We start from the raw sequence: 16,668 nt of genomic DNA, 5'->3' as shown, positions 1-16,668 counted from the left end.
AGCGTTGTAAAGGACACAACGCAAGGACCGGCGTTTTTATACGACCCTTACAGGAACCCTCCCACCGCCGCCCGCCCCATCCAAAAAGCCCCGCCACATCCCGGCCGCAGGCCCAAAGCCGCCCCACAAACCACACTCCCAACTGCCCGAGGCCGGTTTTAACACCCCCAAAATCCAACCATGCAACTACCTATCTATCCCGGTTGGTGCCATAAAAGGCACGGAAAAAATAAAATTTTTCTAAAATTGTGCCATAAATTACCTTTACAAATAAAAATTATCTGATATAATAGTAAAGCAACTGCTAATTATTAATACAATTTTGTGGGGAATGATACGAGAGGAGAAAGCATATGAGTTGTATGTGGGTATCTGTGTCTGACTGTAATCAGTCACACATATTTCAACTTACCCAGTTACTAAGGCAGGACAAGGATCTTCAGATCATTTTATCCTACGGGGCGCCTGGTGGAGACAATAGGGGGAGTGGCTCTGCACAAAGGCGTATTGAACGGCTTCTTTCAAGAATTGGAATGCCGTCGCATCTGAAAGGATATCAGTATCTTAAGACCGCTCTTGAGATCTGCCTTAATGACATGGAGGCGCTGGATGGAATTACCAAAAGGCTATATCCGGAGGTCGCCAAAAAGCACAAAACAACAAAGGAAAAAGTGGAGCATGCCGTAAGACATGCTATTGAGTCTGCCTGGAAACGGGGAGATGAAAGAGAACATAAAAATCTGTTCGGTTATTGTCAGACGGAAGGAAAACGTCCGACTAATGCTGAATTTATTACAAGAATGGCGGATTATCTTTTACATGACACAACTTCATTTCTATCCTGATAACGAGGAACAGGAGGACTTAGAAGGTGCGCAGAAAAGAAAATCAGGGATATAGAGAAAAAGATCTAAAGAGCGTCTGGAATCGGCAACCGGGCGCTTTTCTTGTGCTCAAAAAAAGGAAAGTGAACATTGTTTGTTTGTGAATAATGCATATTGTGGTTTGAATTTGTCGGTGGTATACTTAGTTGATATGGGCAATATGACAAACTGATTTGAAAAGAATGGGCATATTGACGATATAAAGGCAGGAGGTAGCGTATGGAAAAAGCCGTAGATGAAGTGATCAGCAGGCTGGCGGAGATTGAAGATACTGCCAACCGGATGAATGAAGCGGTAGAAGTTCGAAAGAAAGAAATTTCTGCCGAAATGGAGGCGAAAACAAAGGATTTCGATGACAGGCTGGCTGCTGAGACGAAACGCAGGCTTGATGAACTGCAGCAGAAGCTTGAAAAAGAAAAAGAAGAAGCGCTCGCCGGCCTGAAGGAGGAAACAGCGCAGCGGCTGGAGAATCTGCAGCGCAAGTATGACAGGGAACACGAAAAAATGAGTGACGGGCTTGTGAAGGAAATGGTCCGTATCTGAAAGGACAGGTATTATGAGTTTATTCCGTTACAGCGGGCTATCCACGAAGGTGAAGGCCATGAAGGGCCGTCTGCTTTCGCCGGAGCAGTTCCGTGAAATGAGTGATCTGCACAGCGTACCGGAAGTCCTTTCTTATTTGAAAAAAATGCCTTCTTATGAGAAGGTGTTGGCTGACAAGGATGAGGCTCATCTGCACAGGGGTGCGGCGGAAGCGTTGGTAAAGCAGTCGCTTTATTATGATTTCGGCAAGCTGTACCGGTTTGCTGATTTGGAACAGAGAGTTTTCCTTGAGGATTATTTCATGCGCTATGAAGTAATCTTTCTGAAAAATGTGCTGCGTTATCTGTTTGACAGTAACGAGGACAGGGCGGATATTGATTTGTCTGCCTATCAGGCGGTGTTTGAGAGGCATTCGGAAATGGATCCCAATGTGCTGATGCAGGCGGAAAGCGTGGAGGGCCTGATTGGGCTGCTCCAGGAAACCATCTATGGAAAAACGCTGGAGATGGTCGGCCGGTCAGGGAAAGCGAATCTTTTTGATTATGAGAGCGCCCTGGATATGCTTTTTTTCAAACAGCTCTGGCTGGATGCCAGGAAGCATCTGAAGAAGGCGGATCTGCAGGTGATCCAGAGGTCGGCGGGGCTGGAGGCAGACACGCTGAATATCCAGTGGATCCACAGGGCGGGAAAGTATTATCATATGGCGCCCGCCGATATTTATGAATTCCTGATTCCCATCCACTACAGGCTTTCCACTTCCCAGGTGAAGCAACTGGTGGAGGCGGAAAGCGCCAAGGATTTCATGGATGTGTTGCAGGGCACCGTTTACGGAAGGGATATGCAGGAGGCGGGCACAGCCCAGCTGGAGGGCATCTGCGGCCGGCTGATGGACAAAGTGCATGCACTGAATCTGCGCACACAGCCCTATTCTGTAGCCTGTCTGGATACATACCTGTACCAGAAGGAGCAGGAGGTCAATAAGGTAATTAAGGTAATAGAATGCGTCCGCTACGGCCTGGCCGCAGAACGGATTAAGGAATATCTGGCGTGACTGTGAAGGGACTGGACAGTTACGCCTGTACAGGAGGTGTGAGCAGTGGTAGAAAAAATGAAGTTTATCAGCATCGTCGGACCAAAGGAAGAGATTGACAGGGTGACCTCCCAGTATCTTTCCCGGTACGAGATTCAGCTGGAGAATACTTTATCAGAGCTTAAAGATCTTAAAAATATCACTCCCTGTGCGGACAGCAATCCTTACCGGGGTGTGTTGGCCAGGGCGGAAGAACTGGCCGGCCGCGTCCGGGAGATTGGGAACGCTGCGCCGTCGGGAAAAAGAATGGAAACGCAGGCTGCTGTTGCCCTGACTGAGGAGCTTTATGCAGAACTGGAAAAATGCAGGGCGCAGAAAAGCGGGCTGGAAGCCGAGCGGAAAAAAGTTGTGGAGCTGCTGGTGAATATCAGGCCATTCCAGAATCTGCATTATGATGTGGCGTCCATTCTTCATTTCAAGCATATTAAATTCCGTTTCGGGAAAATTCCTGTGGAATCCTATTCCAAACTGAAGGAATATCTGATGGATGATATCTGCACCATCTTTGATGAATGCGGAAGAGATGAGAATTATATCTGGGGCGTTTATTTCGTCCCTGCCGCGGAAGAAGAGAAGGTGGATGCGGTTTATGCATCCCTTCATTTTGAGCGTACCTTCATTGATGATGATTATGAAGGCACGGTGGAGGAAGCGTTCGAAGCCCTGACCAGACGGCAGAAGGAGCTGGAGGAGAGCCTTGCACAGATAGAGGATTCTTTTCAGGAAAAGCTCATGGCGCGTGGGGGAGAGATGCTTGCTGCCGCCGAAACGATTTCTGACAGCGCGGAATATTTTGATGTGCGCCGCTTAGCAGCCTTTACGAAGGCAAAGGACACGGTTTTCTTCATCCTCTGCGGCTGGATGACCAGGGAAGATGCGGAACGGTTCGAAAAGGAAATCGAAGGGGATGCCGATGTTTTCTGCATGGTGGAGGACGGCAAGAACGAAAGCCTGGAAAACAGATTCCGCAAACCGCCCACAAAGCTGAAGAATCCCAGGATTTTCAAACCCTTTGAAATGTTTATCCGGATGTACGGCCTGCCGAATTATCAGGAATTTGATCCCACGATATTTGTGGCGGTGACCTATTCTATCATATTCGGAGCCATGTTCGGGGACGTGGGACAGGGGCTGTGCCTGTTTATCGGCGGTATGCTTCTGTATAAATTCAAAAAGCTCAATCTGGCGGCCATTGTGGGAAGCTGCGGTATTTTTTCCACGATATTCGGTTTCTGCTTCGGCAGTGTGTTCGGATTTGAGGATGTGATTGAGCCGTTGTGGCTGCGGCCTACGGAGGCCATGACCACGCTGCCCTTTATCGGGAACCTGAATACGGTTTTCGTGGTGGCGGTGGCGCTGGGCATGGGGCTGGTGATCCTGATGATGGTTTTCCACATCATCAACAGTCTGCGCGCAAAGCAGCTGGGTGAGGCATTGTTTGATACCAACGGCGTGGCCGGGCTGGTATTTTACGGTGCGGTTGCCGCAGTGGTGGTCCTGTATATGACAGGAAATGCCCTTCCGGCAGGAATCGTGCTTGTTGTGATGTTCGTGGTGCCGCTTCTGGTGATTGCCTGCAAGGAGCCGCTGACGAACAAGCTGAACAAAAAGAAGGAGCTGATTGAAGGCGGAAAGGGAATGTTTGTGGTACAGGCATTTTTTGAAATGTTTGAAGTGCTGCTCAGCTATTTTTCCAATACGCTTTCCTTTGTCCGTATCGGCGCCTTTGCGGTGAGCCACGCCGCCATGATGCAGGTGGTCATGATGCTGGCTGGCGCGGAAAACGGGGGAACCCCCAATATTATCGTAGTTATTATCGGCAACCTGATCGTACTGGGCATGGAAGGCCTGATTGTTGGAATCCAGGGCCTGCGTCTTCAGTATTATGAATTTTTCAGCCGTTTCTATAAGGGCGACGGCAGGGAGTTCAAGCCGTATGCGAAGGCGGCAAAGAGCAGCTGATGCACAGACGGGGCGGCTTTGGCAAATCGTTCAAAAAAAGCTGTACCACATAAAAAAGCTACACCACATAAAAACTGATTGATTTTAAGGAGGTCATTATCATGGCAAAAGTTTTGTTATTCACAGCATTGATTTTAAGCATTGTAGTTCCTTTCAGGATGTATTTTAAAGGGGAGAGAAGCAAAAGAAGATATAAAATCTCCCTGGCGGTGAATGCGCTGGCATTCTTCGGCCTGATGCTCGGCGCCGGACTTGTGATGTTCGGAGGCAACGCCTTTGCAGCGGAGACCGCAGGGACGGCAGCGGCTGCTGCAGGAACCGCAACAGGCCTTGGCTATCTGGCTGCCGGCCTTTCCATCGGCCTTTCCTGCGTGGGCGGCGGTATCGCCGTAGCCAGTGCGGCAAGCGCAGCGCTGGGCGCAATCAGTGAAGATTCCTCCATCCTTGGTAAGTCCCTGATTTTCGTAGGTCTTGCCGAAGGTGTCTGCCTGTACGGTCTGATCATTGCCTTCATGATCCTTGGTAAGCTGTAATGAAAATGTATCTTATCAGCGACAACATTGATACCTACACCGGCATGAGGCTTGCCGGCGTAGAGGGTGCGGTGGTTCATGAGAAACAGGAGCTGAAGGCAGAAATCGACAAGGTGCTTGCCGATAAGGAAATCGGTATCCTGCTTCTTACGGAAAAATTCGGAAGGGATTTTCCGGATGTCGTCAACAATGTGAAGCTGAATTGTAAAGTGCCGCTTGTGGTTGAGATACCTGACAGGCATGGTACCGGCCGGAGGTCGGATTTTATCACGGCGTATGTAAATGAGGCAATCGGTATCAAGCTGTGACGGGCAGGGCTGCGCAGCGGCAGCGAGTTATAGGAGGAAGGCTTTATGACAACAGAGGAAAAGTTAAAGCATTTTCTGGATGTGACGACAGAGAGCACCAACGCCAGAAATGCCAAAATCCTTGAGGATTATACAAAGGCCCTGGAAAAGGCGTTTGAAGAACATAAGGAAGAAAGCACCAGGAAGGCAGAGCTTCAGGTAAAGCTTTCCGAGGACAGCTTTAAGAAAAAGCAGAATACCGAAATTGCCAGGGCGCAGCTGGGAATCCGGGAAAAGGTGAGCGAGCTTTCGGAAGAGCTGAAGGCAAAGCTTTTTACCGAGGTACGGGATAAGCTGGAGCGCTATATGGACACCAGGGAGTACCAGGATTATCTGGTGGCGGAAATCCGGAAGGCGAAGCAGTTTGCAGGCGATGAGGAGGTGCTCATCTATATTGATCCCGCCGATTCCGGCAAGCTGAACTCTCTTGCCTCCATGACCAACACAACGGTTGAAGTGAGCAAATACGGGTTCGGCGGAGGCATCCGTGCATTGATCCGCACCAGGAATATACTGATAGACCAGTCCTTTGAGACGAAGCTGAAGGAAGCGGAAGAGGCGTTTGTATTCAAAAGCTGATGCGTGTGCTGCGGCTTACGGGATATGCTCCTGATAACCGCCGCAGGCTGTAAAAGCGGCAGAAAGAGAGAGCTTGTAATGGAAAGAACAGGAAAGATTTATGGTATCAACGGGCCTGTTATTACGATAAAAGGCGATGTTGGTTTTTCAATGGGGGAAATGGTCTATGCAGGGGAGGAACGGCTGATAGGCGAGGTGATTTCCCTGACAAAGGAATTTACAACAATCCAGGTATATGAAGAAACCTCAGGAATGAAGCCCGGTGAAATCATTACGGGAACAGGAGCCACGCTGTCCGTAACGCTGGCCCCCGGCATCCTCAATAATATTTTTGACGGTATCGAACGGCCTCTTTCCGAGGTGGCGAAGGTATCAGGTGATTTTATCAGCAGGGGCTTCGCCGTGGATTCCCTGGATGTGCATAAGGAATGGGATACCACCATGGTGGTGAAGAAGGGTGATAAGGTCTACGGCGGAACCATTATCGCCGAGGTGCCGGAAACCCCTGCCATCATCCATAAGGTGATGGTGCCTCCAGGCATGGACGGATATCTTGTAAGCGTGGCTGCGGACGGTAAATATACCATCAATGACACGCTGGCTGTCCTGCAGAAGGCGGACGGCACGGAGGTGAACCTGACCATGGTGCAGAAGTGGCCCATCAGGCGGCCCCGCCCTTCAGCGAGAAGGTTTCCGGTTTCCCAGCCGTTAGTGACAGGGCAGAGAATCCTGGATACGCTGTTTCCCATTGCCAAGGGAGGTACGGCGGCAATTCCCGGCGGCTTCGGCACGGGGAAAACCATGACGCAGCATTCCATTGCCAAATGGTCGGATGCGGATATTATCATATATATCGGCTGCGGCGAGCGGGGTAATGAAATGACGGAGGTCCTGGAGGACTTTTCCAAGCTGATCGATCCCAAGTCGGGCAATCCCCTGATGGACAGGACCGTACTTATCGCCAATACCTCCAACATGCCTGTGGCAGCCCGTGAGGCCAGCGTTTATACAGGCGTGACATTGGCGGAGTATTACAGGGATATGGGGTATCATGTAGCCATCATGGCGGACTCCACCTCCCGTTGGGCGGAGGCGCTTCGTGAGCTTTCCGGACGTCTGGAGGAAATGCCCGCGGAGGAAGGCTTCCCGGCATATCTTGCCAGCCGTCTGTCCGCTTTTTATGAAAGAGCGGGTATGGTTCAGAACTTAAACGGCACGGAGGGAAGCGTTTCCATTATTGGTGCGGTATCCCCCCAGGGCGGCGACTTCTCCGAACCGGTAACGCAGAATACAAAGCGTTTTGTCCGCTGCTTCTGGGGGCTGGATAAGGCGCTGGCCCATGAGCGGCATTTCCCGGCCATCAGCTGGCTGTCCAGCTACAGTGAATACCTGCCCGATCTGGCCAGTTGGTATGCGGACCATGTGGGGAGCGATTTTATCGATAACAGGAACCAGCTGGTTTCCATTCTGACCCAGGAGAGCAGCCTGATGGAAATCGTCAAGCTGATCGGTGGCGATGTGCTTCCCGATGATCAGAAGCTGACCCTGGAAATTGCCAGAGTGATCCGCCTGGGCTTCCTGCAGCAGAATGCGTTCCATCCGGAGGACACCTGCGTGCCCCTGGCAAAGCAGAAGCTGATGATGGAAACAATACTTTATCTGTACCAGAAATCAAAGGTCCTGATTTCCATGGGTATGCCCATGTCCGTGCTGAAGGAGGATCCGATTTTTGACCGGGTGATTTCCATTAAGTTCGATGTGGAAAATAACAGGCTGGACAAATTTGATGATTATAGAAAGGCAATCGACAAATTCTACGATGATGTCATTGCCAGAAATGCGTAAAGGAGGCACGTCATGGCAGTAGAATATTTGGGCCTGAGCAGTGTGAACGGCCCGTTTGTAGTATTGGAAGGCGTACAGGGAGCTTCCTTTGACGAGGTGGTGGAAATTACCTCCACAGGAAACGACGGCCTGCAGGAAAAGAAGCTGGGCCGTGTGGTGGAAATCAATGATGATAAAGCGGTGATACAGGTTTTCGAAAAGACGGAAAACCTGTCCCTGCAAAATACCCATACCCGTTTTACCGGACGTCCCATGGAGATCGGCCTGTCGGAATCCTTACTGGGAAGAACCTTCAACGGCATCGGGGAGCCCATCGATAACCTGGGCGAAATCGTGGCGGAAAAAAAGGCGGATGTAAACGGCAAGCCTTTGAATCCGGTGAGAAGGGAATATCCAAGGAACTATATCCGGACCGGGATCTCCGCAATTGACGGCCTTACCACGCTGATCCGTGGGCAGAAGCTTCCTATTTTTTCCGGAAACGGACTTCCCCATGACCAGCTGGCCGCGCAGATCGTGCGTCAGGCGTCCCTGGGAGACAATTCCGATGAAAAATTCGCTATCGTATTTGCGGCCATGGGTGTAAAATACGATGTGGCGGAATATTTTAAAAGCACCTTTGAGGAAAGCGGCGTATCCGATCATGTGGTGATGTTCCTGAATCTGGCGAATGACCCGGTGGTGGAAAGGCTGATTACCCCCAAGGTGGCGCTCACCGTGGCGGAATATCTGGCTTTTGAGAAAAATATGCACATCCTGGTAATTCTGACGGATATGACTTCCTTTGCGGAGGCCATGCGTGAGGTTTCCTCCAGCAAGGGGGAAATCCCTTCCAGAAAGGGTTATCCGGGCTATCTGTACAGCGAGCTTGCCACCATTTACGAGCGCGCAGGCATTGTGGAGGGCGTGGACGGCTCTGTAACGCAGATTCCCATTCTTACCATGCCCAATGACGATATTACCCATCCTATCCCGGACCTGACCGGGTATATTACAGAGGGGCAGATCGTCCTGGACAGGGAGCTGAACGGAAAAAGCGTATATCCTCCTATCAATGTGCTGCCTTCCCTTTCCCGTCTGATGAAGGACGGCATCGGGGAAGGGTATACCAGGGCGGATCATCAGGACGTGGCCAATCAGCTTTTCGCTTCTTATGCGAAGGTGGGAGACGCCAGGGCGCTTGCCAGCGTTATCGGTGAGGATGAGCTTTCCCCTCTGGACAAAAAATATCTGGAGTTCGGCAAGGCCTTTGAGGCTCATTTCGTGGGCCAGGGGCAGGATGAAAACCGTACTATTCAGGAAACCCTGGATATCGGCTGGAAGCTACTGCATATGCTGCCCAGGGAAGAGCTGGATCGTGTGAATACCAAGATTCTGGAACAGTACTACCCGGCGGAGGAAAAAGAACAGCAGCCGGCATGACGGCAGTTTTGGCATTTGAACTGCATCCGGCACTGTTTTTGCAGGAATGCCGCAGTACTGTGAAGAAAGGAGGTAGCACATGGCGGAGAAGAATATTTTCCCTACCAAGGGAAATCTGATCATAGTGAAAAATTCCCTGGAGCTGGCAAAACAGGGATATGAGCTGATGGATAAGAAGCGGAATATCCTCATCAGGGAGCTGATGAACCTGAACGAGGAAGCCAAGGCCATCCAGTCCGAAATCAATGAGACCTTTACCAACGCCTATGAGGCCCTTCAGCAGGCAAACATTGAGGTAGGCATCCATTATGTCCAGGAAATTTCCCATGCTGTGCCCATCGAAAGCTCCATACGGATTAAAACCAGGAGCATTATGGGAACGGAAATTCCCAAGGTGGAGTACACCCCGGAGGATGCCGGTCCCAGCTATGGTTTTTACAGCACCAGGGAATCGGTGGACAGGGCCAGGGAGGGCTTCCTGAAGGTAAAGGATCTGACGATAAAGCTGTCCATGGTGGAAAATGCGGCCTATCGCCTGGCCATGAATATCCGCAAGACGCAGAAGCGGGCCAATGCGCTTAAAAATATTACCATCCCTACGTATACGGTTCTTGTAAAGGACATCAGCAATGCGCTGGAGGAGAAGGAAAGAGAAGAATTCACCAGACTGAAGGTTATTAAACGGAATATGAATAAGAAAGCATAACGGTTCCGGGTATCGGGGCTGTTATGGAAAATCCCAGGAGGCCGGATGAAAGAAATTACGAGAATTCCCCTGGAGGGGCTGCATAATACAAGAGATTTAGGCGGTTTTGAAGCGGCGGACGGCAGGCATATACGGCCGAAGAAGCTGCTTCGCAGCGGCCAGCTTGCCGGTATGACTAAAAAGGATCAGCGGGTTTTGCTGGAAGAATACAGGCTTCGCACGGATGTGGATTTCAGGACCGGCCAGGAAAAGGTGGAGGCGCCGGATCCGGTGCTTCCCGGCGTAGAGTATGTGGAGAATCCCATACTCAGCGATCAGGCCATAGGCATTACGCGGGAGAAATCCGCGGAAACTGATATGATGAAAATGCTGGTGCAGAAAATGAGCAGCAGTGAAACAGCGGCTGAAGAATATATGGACGGGCTGTACCGTGACCTGGTGATGGAGCCTTTTTCCAGGCAGCAGTACAGGCACTTTTTTGAAATCCTTCTTTCCCATGGAGAAGGCGCCCTGCTCTGGCACTGCAGCGCCGGTAAGGATCGTGTAGGCGTGGGCACGGCATTGCTGCTTTCGGCGCTGGGCGTGCCGCGGGAAACCATTGTCAGGGATTATATGATGGTGAATGAATTTACCGGGGACGTGGTGGAAGGCCATCTGGAAAAGCTGAAGGAACGCCTGCATAATCCACAGCTTATCAACTGCCTCCGGGAGCTGATGCAGGTGAAGGAGAGCTATATTTACAGTGTATTCGCCGCCATCGATGAAAATTTCGGCGGGATGGAGAATTTCCTGAAAACGGAAATGGGGCTGGACGGCGGAAGGCTGGAGCTACTCAGGGACAGGTATCTGGAGTAGAAGCGGTGTGCGGGTATCTGTATTGGTGCAGTTGATAAAAATATTATAAAATTTTTGAGAAAACGTGTTTCCAATGGCGGAGGGCGTTTTCTTTTTTATTTCTCTTTTAGTTGGTAGCCTTTTCTTGTCAATCATTTTAGGCATTTGAACAAAGAGTTTTGCATTGTGTCATCCTGCTGCAATTACTTGCACTCAGGAATGGTTAAAAGTATAATGTATATGAAGAAGGATATGTGGAAGCATCAATATATGGAGACATACAGTAGTTGAATGAAGTTCATATTTGGAGACTTAAGGAAAATTGATTTTGGTGTAATGGTTACATTGGGGGAGGAAATAAATTGAGCATACAATCGGATATTGAAATGCTTTCTATTCAGGCAATGGAGACTTACGCAAAAAGAAACCATATTACCGGTGAAGAAGCGATAAACATTTTTTATCGGTATCAGGTGTTTGAGAAAATTATGATTCAGCATGAGTATCTTCATCAGGTTGGTTTTGAGGAAGTGATGAATTATGTAGAACAAATTATTCAGGAGGATTTGCATAGTCTTACCGTATTTCATGGAACAACGAAAAGATTTGAACAGATAGACTTGAATAAATCTCATAACAGAAGAGATTTTGGGGTGGGATTTTATACTACGATTCTTGAAAACCAGGCCAGGGAATGGGCCTATAGGCTCAGTCTCCGGGAAAAATCGAAAGGTTATTATGTATATCAGTATTCTTTTGAGGAAGGAGATTTGCTTAATATAAAGCGATTTGATGGGTTAAATAAGGAGTGGCTGGAATTTATCAGAAAAAATCGTTCTATTGGAGGATTACAGCATAACTATGATGTCGTAATTGGCCCGGTAGCTGACGATAATACGATGGAGACAGTTCAGTTATATATTTCAGGTATTTTGACTGCAGATGAGGCGGTTGGAAGACTCAGATATAATAATGTTAATAATCAGATATCATTTCATAATAAAAAGGCATTGGAAAGTTTAAAATTAGTAAGGAGGACGTTCTATGAGTGATGTGATTTATACATTTCAGGGGAAAGATATAACGATGAATGTATGTATTCAAATCAGGGCGGTAGTCGATATTCTGCAGGAAAATTTAAAGATAACTTTTGAAGAGGCGATGCTGCGGTTTTATTGTTCGAAAACATATAGGATTCTGCAGGAAACAGAAAATGCTCTTTGGGCTGAATCGGCTGAATATATTGCAGACAGATATTTTGCCGAGATGGCATAGGATCGGGTATATCAGAGACGGCCAGTATTTCGTATCCTGACAGGGAAAAACAGTGGAGAGCTGGAATGATGTAATATAGGCATTCTATGAAAGGTATCCGCTTTCCGTCGTTGCCAATGAATGGTGCTATTCCTCCGGCAGCAGGGTGATGGAGGCGCAGTGCATTGCGCTGGCTGTAAAAAAGTGATTCAGGAATGCCGGCATAAAACGCCGGAGTCGTTACAGTCTCCGGACTGAGGATAAAAAAAGGAAGGGAAAGGTATGGACAACACAATCAGGATTACAGGAAAAATGAGGGAAGCAGTGAAGCTCCCCATGTGTGGAAAAGATAGTCAGGGAAATCTGTATGAGGTGGATAACTTAAGCCTGATGAAAAACGGCAGACGTTTTCTGCCGGTGATGGGGGAGTTTCATTTTTCCAGATATGAGCCGGAGGACTGGGAGGAAGAACTGCTGAAGATGAAAGCGGGCGGCATCACGGTGACGGCAACCTATGTTTTCTGGATCCACCATGAGGAAAGGCGCGGTGAGTGGGACTTTGGCGGCTGCCGTGATCTGCGGGGCTTTCTGGAGACCTGCCGCAGAGTTGGCATGCAGGTGTGGCTGCGCATCGGGCCCTGGGCCCATGGGGAATGCCGCAACGGCGGGTTCCCGGACTGGCTGACGGAAGAATTCGGCAGCAGGCTGCGCAGCAATGATCCCGGCTATCTGAAGGAGGTGCGCCGCCTCTATCAGAAGATCGGGGAGCAGGCGGCAGGAGAGATGGCAAAGGACGGAGGCCCAATTATAGGCATCCAGCTGGAAAATGAATACGGACACTGCGGAGGCGGCCCTTCCTCCCAGGAGGAATGCATGGAGCATATGCGCACGTTGAAAAGGATGGCGCTGGAAGCCGGAATGGAGGTTCCTTATTATACCTCTACCGGATGGGGCGGTGGTATCGTTGTGGACGGAGATACACTTCCGGTGCTGGGCGGCTATGTGGATGCGCCCTGGGCGGAGCATGTGCAGGAAATGCCCGCCAGCGCCAACTTTTTATTTTCGTCCTATAAACAGGATGAAAATATCGGTTCCGATCTGAAGAGACAGGAGAGCAGGCAGTTTACCTTTGACATCAGCAGAAATCCTTATCTGACCGCAGAGCTTGGCGGCGGGCTGCAGCCAACCTCTCACAGAAGAACTTATCCCTGGCCGGAAGATATTGAAGCCCAGGCGCTCTGTATGCTGGGCGGCGGGGCCAATCTGCTGGGATATTATATGTACCACGGCGGCATCAATCCGGAGGGAAAGGAAACAACCCTTCAGGAATCCAGGGCTACGGGGTATAATAATGATCTGCCGGTAAAAAGCTATGATTTCCAGACCTGTATCAGGGAATCCGGCGAGGTAAATGAAAGCTATGGAAGGCTGCGCAGGCTGCATCTGCTGCTCCAGGATTTCGGAGAAGAGCTGGCGGGGAGTGAAACCTGTTTCCCGGAAAAGCTTCCCGAGTCGCCGGAGGATTTACATACACTACGCACCACGGCCCGGGTGAACCCTGAGAGCCGGACAGGCTTCCTTTTTATTAATAATCATCAGAGAAAGCGCCGGATGGAGGAACGGAAGGATGCGGCCGTAAAGCTGGTTTTCCCGGAAAGGGAGCTGGTGATTGACCATCTTTTCCTGAAGCCGGGAAGCTGTGCGGTGATTCCTTTTTCCCTGCCTGTGGGCGAGGCTTTTCTGGAAAAAACCAACGCTTCTTTGTTATGCCGTCTGGGCAGCAGGTACTTTTTCTATGGAAGTAAGGAAGTCTGTGAAAATCCTTTTTATCAGTGGAGAGGGGAAGCCGGGGATGTGGTCACGCTGACGGAGGAACAGGCGGCCAGGGCCTGCCGTCTGGGCGATGCGTTGTATGTGACGGAATATCAGGACAGCTGTCTGATAGAGCAGGAAGGAAAAATATATCTGATTTCCAGCCATGCACAGGAAAAGGTGATCTGTTATAGAGCGGAAGGCGGGCCGAAGGTTTTCACTGTGAAGGCGCAGGAGACAGATGTGCCTGTCCGCTTTACGCCGCTGGAGACGGATGCAGAAAACCGAGCGGGGAGCGAAGCTGTCGGTAAAGCTGCCGAATATTGTGAATATGAGGTGTGTATTGGGGCTGTTCCTGTGGATAAACTTCACCAGCTGTATCTGGAAGCGGATTATGTGGGCGACAGGGCGGAGCTTTATCTGGATGGCCGTCTGGCGGATGACTGGTTTACCAACGGAGAGACATGGCATGCGGCGCTGAAGCGCTTCGATTACCCTGTCAGCCTGGTGCTGCGGATATATTCCAGCGATAGTCCGATTCCCAATCCTTATGACAACCAGGTTTATTATGATCTTCCGGTGGAAAAGGGCTGCGCGCTGCGGGGAGTGAAGGCGGTTGCGGAATATAAAACAGAACTGTAAATTATATGCCGATAATTCAGAGAAATATAGAAGAAAAAAATATAGATAAGACCTGTAGGGCAGGTTGGCAAAAGAAGCTGGAGAAGGTCAGATTTTTCCGGCGGGTCAGCGGATGAGCCGGTGAAACAACACAGGAAACAGGAGCTTTTACAAATAAGGTAAAGGCTTCTGTTTTTTTGCCCGGGAAGCATTCCGTGCCCGAGAAATTCCCGGCAGCCGATGAACTGTCTGGGATTATGCTGTACAGACAGGCTGGGTATCCGGGCGGAGAGGCAATTGGGCGGCGATTATCCCGGAGATAAAATGAGGTATATTGTTTACCGTTTAGTCTCAGTGGATTATTGGTGGGGGCGGCTGAACTTATTGAATCGGCTTGAATTGGGGGGAGAGGGGGTTGCAAAATGGGTGGAAAGGCAGTATGGTAGAAGAACGTGGGAAATTAGCGGGGAGTTTTTGGGGCGTGGCTTTGGAACAGGGCTGCGATCTGGGAGCGGAGATAAAATGAAGGAGTTGAAGTTATGAAAAGTTCTGGTATGAAGATGTATATGAGTAAGACTTGGGTGGTATTTGTTTGTGCTTTGGTTTGCTGCTTTCTTTGGGGGAGCGCTTTTCCCTGTATTAAGATTGGATACAGTCTGTTTTCCATCGGTGCATCGGACAGCGCGTCACAGATCGTGTTTGCCGGAACCCGTTTTACGCTGGCGGGGATTCTTGTGATTCTTTTCGGGAGTCTGATAGGCAGGAAGCCGCTGGTGCCTGCCAGGACAAGTCTGCACATGGTGGTTAAGCTGGCTTTGGTACAGACAGTGGCGCAGTATATTTTCTTTTATATCGGCCTGGCCCATACCTCCGGGGTGAAATCTTCCATTATTGGCGCGTCGAATGTTTTTCTTTCGATTCTGGTGGCTGTGGTGGTGTTCCATATGGAAAAGCTTACGGCAAAAAAGGTGATTGGCTGTATCGCCGGCTTTGCAGGCGTGGTGATTATTAATCTGAGCAGCGGGAGCCTGGATATGAATCTGTCCTTTTTAGGGGAAGGATTTATTTTCCTCTCTGCGGTGAGCTATGCTTTTTCCTCTGCGTTAATCAAGCGTTATTCGGAAAACGAAAATCCGGTGACGCTGAGTGGCTATCAGTTCCTTTGCGGAGGAATATTGCTCACAGGATTCGGGCTGGCGATGGGAGGGCGCATCAGTTTGGCAGGCGCGGGACTTCCGGCGCTGGGGCTTCTTCTTTATATGGCGTTTATATCAGCGGCCGCGTATACGCTGTGGGGAATTCTTCTGAAATATAATCCGGTGGCGAGGGTTGCGGTGTTTGGATTTATGAATCCTGTATTCGGGGTTCTGCTTTCCGCGTTGTTTCTGGGAGAGAGCAGCCAGGCCTTTGGGCTTACGGGAGTGGCGGCTTTGCTTCTTGTCTGTGTGGGGATCATGATCGTAAACGGCTCGGCAGGCACGGCAAAAGAGAGGAGTCAGGATGAATTGGAAAGCGTTTGAAAAAACTGAGGCGTATATGCTTTCCTGTATGAATGACAGCGCCCATGATAAGGAGCATATTTACAGAGTGTTGTATACGGCGCTGGATATCGCGGCGTATGAGCAGGATGTGGATTACGAGATTTTAATTACGGCGTGCCTGCTGCATGATATCGGACGGGGAGAGCAGTTTGAGAATCCGACTTTGTGCCATGCGGCTGTGGGTGGTGATAAGGCATTTGCCTTCCTCATGGATTGTGGGTGGACGCAGGAGCGGGCCGGGCTGGTGAAGGAAGCGATTGCCGCGCACAGGTATCGTTCAAAAAACCCTCCTGTTTCGGTGGAAGCGAAGATATTGTTTGATGCGGACAAGCTGGATGTGACAGGGGCCATAGGGATAGCGCGGACATTGCTTTATGCGGGAGAGATGGGATGTCCTCTTTATACTATGAACAGTGACGGAAGTGTCAATGATGGTTCCGGAGACGGGGAGGATTGCTTTTTCAGGGAGTATAAGCGTAAGCTGGAAAAGTTATATGATCGTTTTTTTACAGAGCGGGGAACAAAGCTGGCGGTAAAGAGGCGGGCTGCGGCGGAAGCTTTTTACGGCAGTTTACTGATGGAGGCTGAGGGGACTTACCGGATGGGGAAGGAACGGCTTTCGGAGGTGCTAAAGGACTGTTAGCAGTGTGCAGAAGAATAAGCGGTATCATGGGATAAATGGAAATCCTATATAA

At 49.9% G+C, this 16,668-nt stretch carries 16 protein-coding genes; all 16 read left to right on the top strand.

Annotation, left to right across the window (positions count from 1 at the left end; genetic code table 11):
* Window positions 1–353: 353 nt before the first annotated feature.
* The 16 genes from HMPREF1548_RS30200 (at window position 354) to HMPREF1548_RS03175 (ending at window position 16,616) form a co-directional block, all read left to right on the top strand.
* A complete protein-coding gene (locus HMPREF1548_RS30200) occupies window positions 354–845 on the top strand; it encodes a sporulation initiation factor Spo0A C-terminal domain-containing protein (RefSeq protein WP_025488595.1) in 492 nt (163 codons plus the stop codon).
* 258 nt (window positions 846–1,103) lie between these two features.
* A complete protein-coding gene (locus HMPREF1548_RS03250) occupies window positions 1,104–1,427 on the top strand; it encodes a hypothetical protein (RefSeq protein WP_021634305.1) in 324 nt (107 codons plus the stop codon).
* A 13-nt stretch (window positions 1,428–1,440) separates the two neighbouring features.
* Window positions 1,441–2,478 (top strand): V0D/AC39 family V-type ATPase subunit, encoded by a 1,038-nt coding sequence (locus tag HMPREF1548_RS03245; RefSeq protein WP_021634304.1) that lies wholly within the window; start codon window positions 1,441–1,443, stop codon window positions 2,476–2,478.
* A 45-nt stretch (window positions 2,479–2,523) separates the two neighbouring features.
* Window positions 2,524–4,479, top strand: coding sequence for a V-type ATP synthase subunit I (locus HMPREF1548_RS03240; RefSeq protein ID WP_035320864.1), 1,956 nt, complete (start codon window positions 2,524–2,526; stop codon window positions 4,477–4,479).
* Between the two features lie 101 nt (window positions 4,480–4,580).
* A complete protein-coding gene (locus HMPREF1548_RS03235; RefSeq protein WP_021634302.1) occupies window positions 4,581–5,012 on the top strand; it encodes an ATP synthase subunit C in 432 nt (143 codons plus the stop codon).
* On the top strand, window positions 5,012–5,320 hold the full coding sequence (locus HMPREF1548_RS03230) for a V-type ATP synthase subunit F (RefSeq protein WP_009251169.1): 309 nt from the start codon (window positions 5,012–5,014) through the stop codon (window positions 5,318–5,320). The genes HMPREF1548_RS03235 and HMPREF1548_RS03230 overlap by 1 nt, the downstream gene beginning before the upstream one ends.
* A gap of 45 nt (window positions 5,321–5,365) precedes the next feature.
* The gene (locus HMPREF1548_RS03225) at window positions 5,366–5,938 is read left to right on the top strand and encodes a V-type ATP synthase subunit E (RefSeq protein ID WP_021634301.1); all 573 of its coding nucleotides are present in this window, start codon (window positions 5,366–5,368) and stop codon (window positions 5,936–5,938) included.
* A gap of 78 nt (window positions 5,939–6,016) precedes the next feature.
* On the top strand, window positions 6,017–7,783 hold the full coding sequence (locus HMPREF1548_RS03220; RefSeq protein ID WP_025488599.1) for a V-type ATP synthase subunit A: 1,767 nt from the start codon (window positions 6,017–6,019) through the stop codon (window positions 7,781–7,783).
* Between the two features lie 12 nt (window positions 7,784–7,795).
* The gene (locus HMPREF1548_RS03215; protein WP_021634299.1) at window positions 7,796–9,205 is read left to right on the top strand and encodes a V-type ATP synthase subunit B; all 1,410 of its coding nucleotides are present in this window, start codon (window positions 7,796–7,798) and stop codon (window positions 9,203–9,205) included.
* A gap of 79 nt (window positions 9,206–9,284) precedes the next feature.
* Complete coding sequence (locus HMPREF1548_RS03210; protein ID WP_021634298.1) at window positions 9,285–9,911, top strand: V-type ATP synthase subunit D; 627 nt, start codon at window positions 9,285–9,287, stop codon at window positions 9,909–9,911.
* Window positions 9,912–9,956: 45 nt separating this feature from the next.
* The gene (locus HMPREF1548_RS03205; RefSeq protein WP_021634297.1) at window positions 9,957–10,766 is read left to right on the top strand and encodes a tyrosine-protein phosphatase; all 810 of its coding nucleotides are present in this window, start codon (window positions 9,957–9,959) and stop codon (window positions 10,764–10,766) included.
* Window positions 10,767–11,107: 341 nt separating this feature from the next.
* Window positions 11,108–11,797 (top strand): DUF3990 domain-containing protein, encoded by a 690-nt coding sequence (locus tag HMPREF1548_RS03200; RefSeq protein ID WP_035320861.1) that lies wholly within the window; start codon window positions 11,108–11,110, stop codon window positions 11,795–11,797.
* Window positions 11,790–12,020, top strand: a complete 231-nt coding sequence (locus HMPREF1548_RS03195; RefSeq protein ID WP_035320859.1) for a hypothetical protein — start codon at window positions 11,790–11,792, stop codon at window positions 12,018–12,020. The genes HMPREF1548_RS03200 and HMPREF1548_RS03195 overlap by 8 nt, the downstream gene beginning before the upstream one ends.
* 261 nt (window positions 12,021–12,281) lie before the next feature.
* Window positions 12,282–14,453 carry a beta-galactosidase gene (locus tag HMPREF1548_RS03190; protein ID WP_021634293.1) on the top strand — a complete coding sequence of 724 codons (2,172 nt, stop codon included), beginning with the start codon at window positions 12,282–12,284 and terminating at the stop codon, window positions 14,451–14,453.
* Window positions 14,454–14,971: 518 nt separating this feature from the next.
* Window positions 14,972–15,952, top strand: coding sequence for a DMT family transporter (locus tag HMPREF1548_RS03180; protein ID WP_021634291.1), 981 nt, complete (start codon window positions 14,972–14,974; stop codon window positions 15,950–15,952).
* A complete protein-coding gene (locus HMPREF1548_RS03175; protein ID WP_021634290.1) occupies window positions 15,933–16,616 on the top strand; it encodes an HD domain-containing protein in 684 nt (227 codons plus the stop codon). The genes HMPREF1548_RS03180 and HMPREF1548_RS03175 overlap by 20 nt, the downstream gene beginning before the upstream one ends.
* The last annotated feature ends 52 nt before the right edge of the window (window positions 16,617–16,668 follow it).

The sequence above is a fragment of the Clostridium sp. KLE 1755 genome (assembly GCF_000466465.2).
In the GTDB taxonomy this organism is placed as follows: Bacteria; Bacillota; Clostridia; order Lachnospirales; family Lachnospiraceae; genus Eisenbergiella; species Eisenbergiella porci.
This window is presented reverse-complemented; position numbering and strand designations above follow the sequence as displayed.

Bases quoted from the DNA above. Each gene is read 5' to 3' on its own strand.
- HMPREF1548_RS03250 (WP_021634305.1), top strand. From the start codon at position 1,104: ATGGAAAAAGCCGTAGATGAAGTGATCAGCAGGCTGGCGGAGATTGAA.
- HMPREF1548_RS03210 (WP_021634298.1), top strand. From the start codon at position 9,285: ATGGCGGAGAAGAATATTTTCCCTACCAAGGGAAATCTGATCATAGTG.
- HMPREF1548_RS30200 (WP_025488595.1), top strand. From the start codon at position 354: ATGAGTTGTATGTGGGTATCTGTGTCTGACTGTAATCAGTCACACATA.
- HMPREF1548_RS03235 (WP_021634302.1), top strand. From the start codon at position 4,581: ATGGCAAAAGTTTTGTTATTCACAGCATTGATTTTAAGCATTGTAGTT.
- HMPREF1548_RS03220 (WP_025488599.1), top strand. From the start codon at position 6,017: ATGGAAAGAACAGGAAAGATTTATGGTATCAACGGGCCTGTTATTACG.
- HMPREF1548_RS03175 (WP_021634290.1), top strand. From the start codon at position 15,933: ATGAATTGGAAAGCGTTTGAAAAAACTGAGGCGTATATGCTTTCCTGT.
- HMPREF1548_RS03245 (WP_021634304.1), top strand. From the start codon at position 1,441: ATGAGTTTATTCCGTTACAGCGGGCTATCCACGAAGGTGAAGGCCATG.
- HMPREF1548_RS03225 (WP_021634301.1), top strand. From the start codon at position 5,366: ATGACAACAGAGGAAAAGTTAAAGCATTTTCTGGATGTGACGACAGAG.
- HMPREF1548_RS03205 (WP_021634297.1), top strand. From the start codon at position 9,957: ATGAAAGAAATTACGAGAATTCCCCTGGAGGGGCTGCATAATACAAGA.
- HMPREF1548_RS03195 (WP_035320859.1), top strand. From the start codon at position 11,790: ATGAGTGATGTGATTTATACATTTCAGGGGAAAGATATAACGATGAAT.
- HMPREF1548_RS03190 (WP_021634293.1), top strand. From the start codon at position 12,282: ATGGACAACACAATCAGGATTACAGGAAAAATGAGGGAAGCAGTGAAG.
- HMPREF1548_RS03180 (WP_021634291.1), top strand. From the start codon at position 14,972: ATGAAAAGTTCTGGTATGAAGATGTATATGAGTAAGACTTGGGTGGTA.
- HMPREF1548_RS03230 (WP_009251169.1), top strand. From the start codon at position 5,012: ATGAAAATGTATCTTATCAGCGACAACATTGATACCTACACCGGCATG.
- HMPREF1548_RS03215 (WP_021634299.1), top strand. From the start codon at position 7,796: ATGGCAGTAGAATATTTGGGCCTGAGCAGTGTGAACGGCCCGTTTGTA.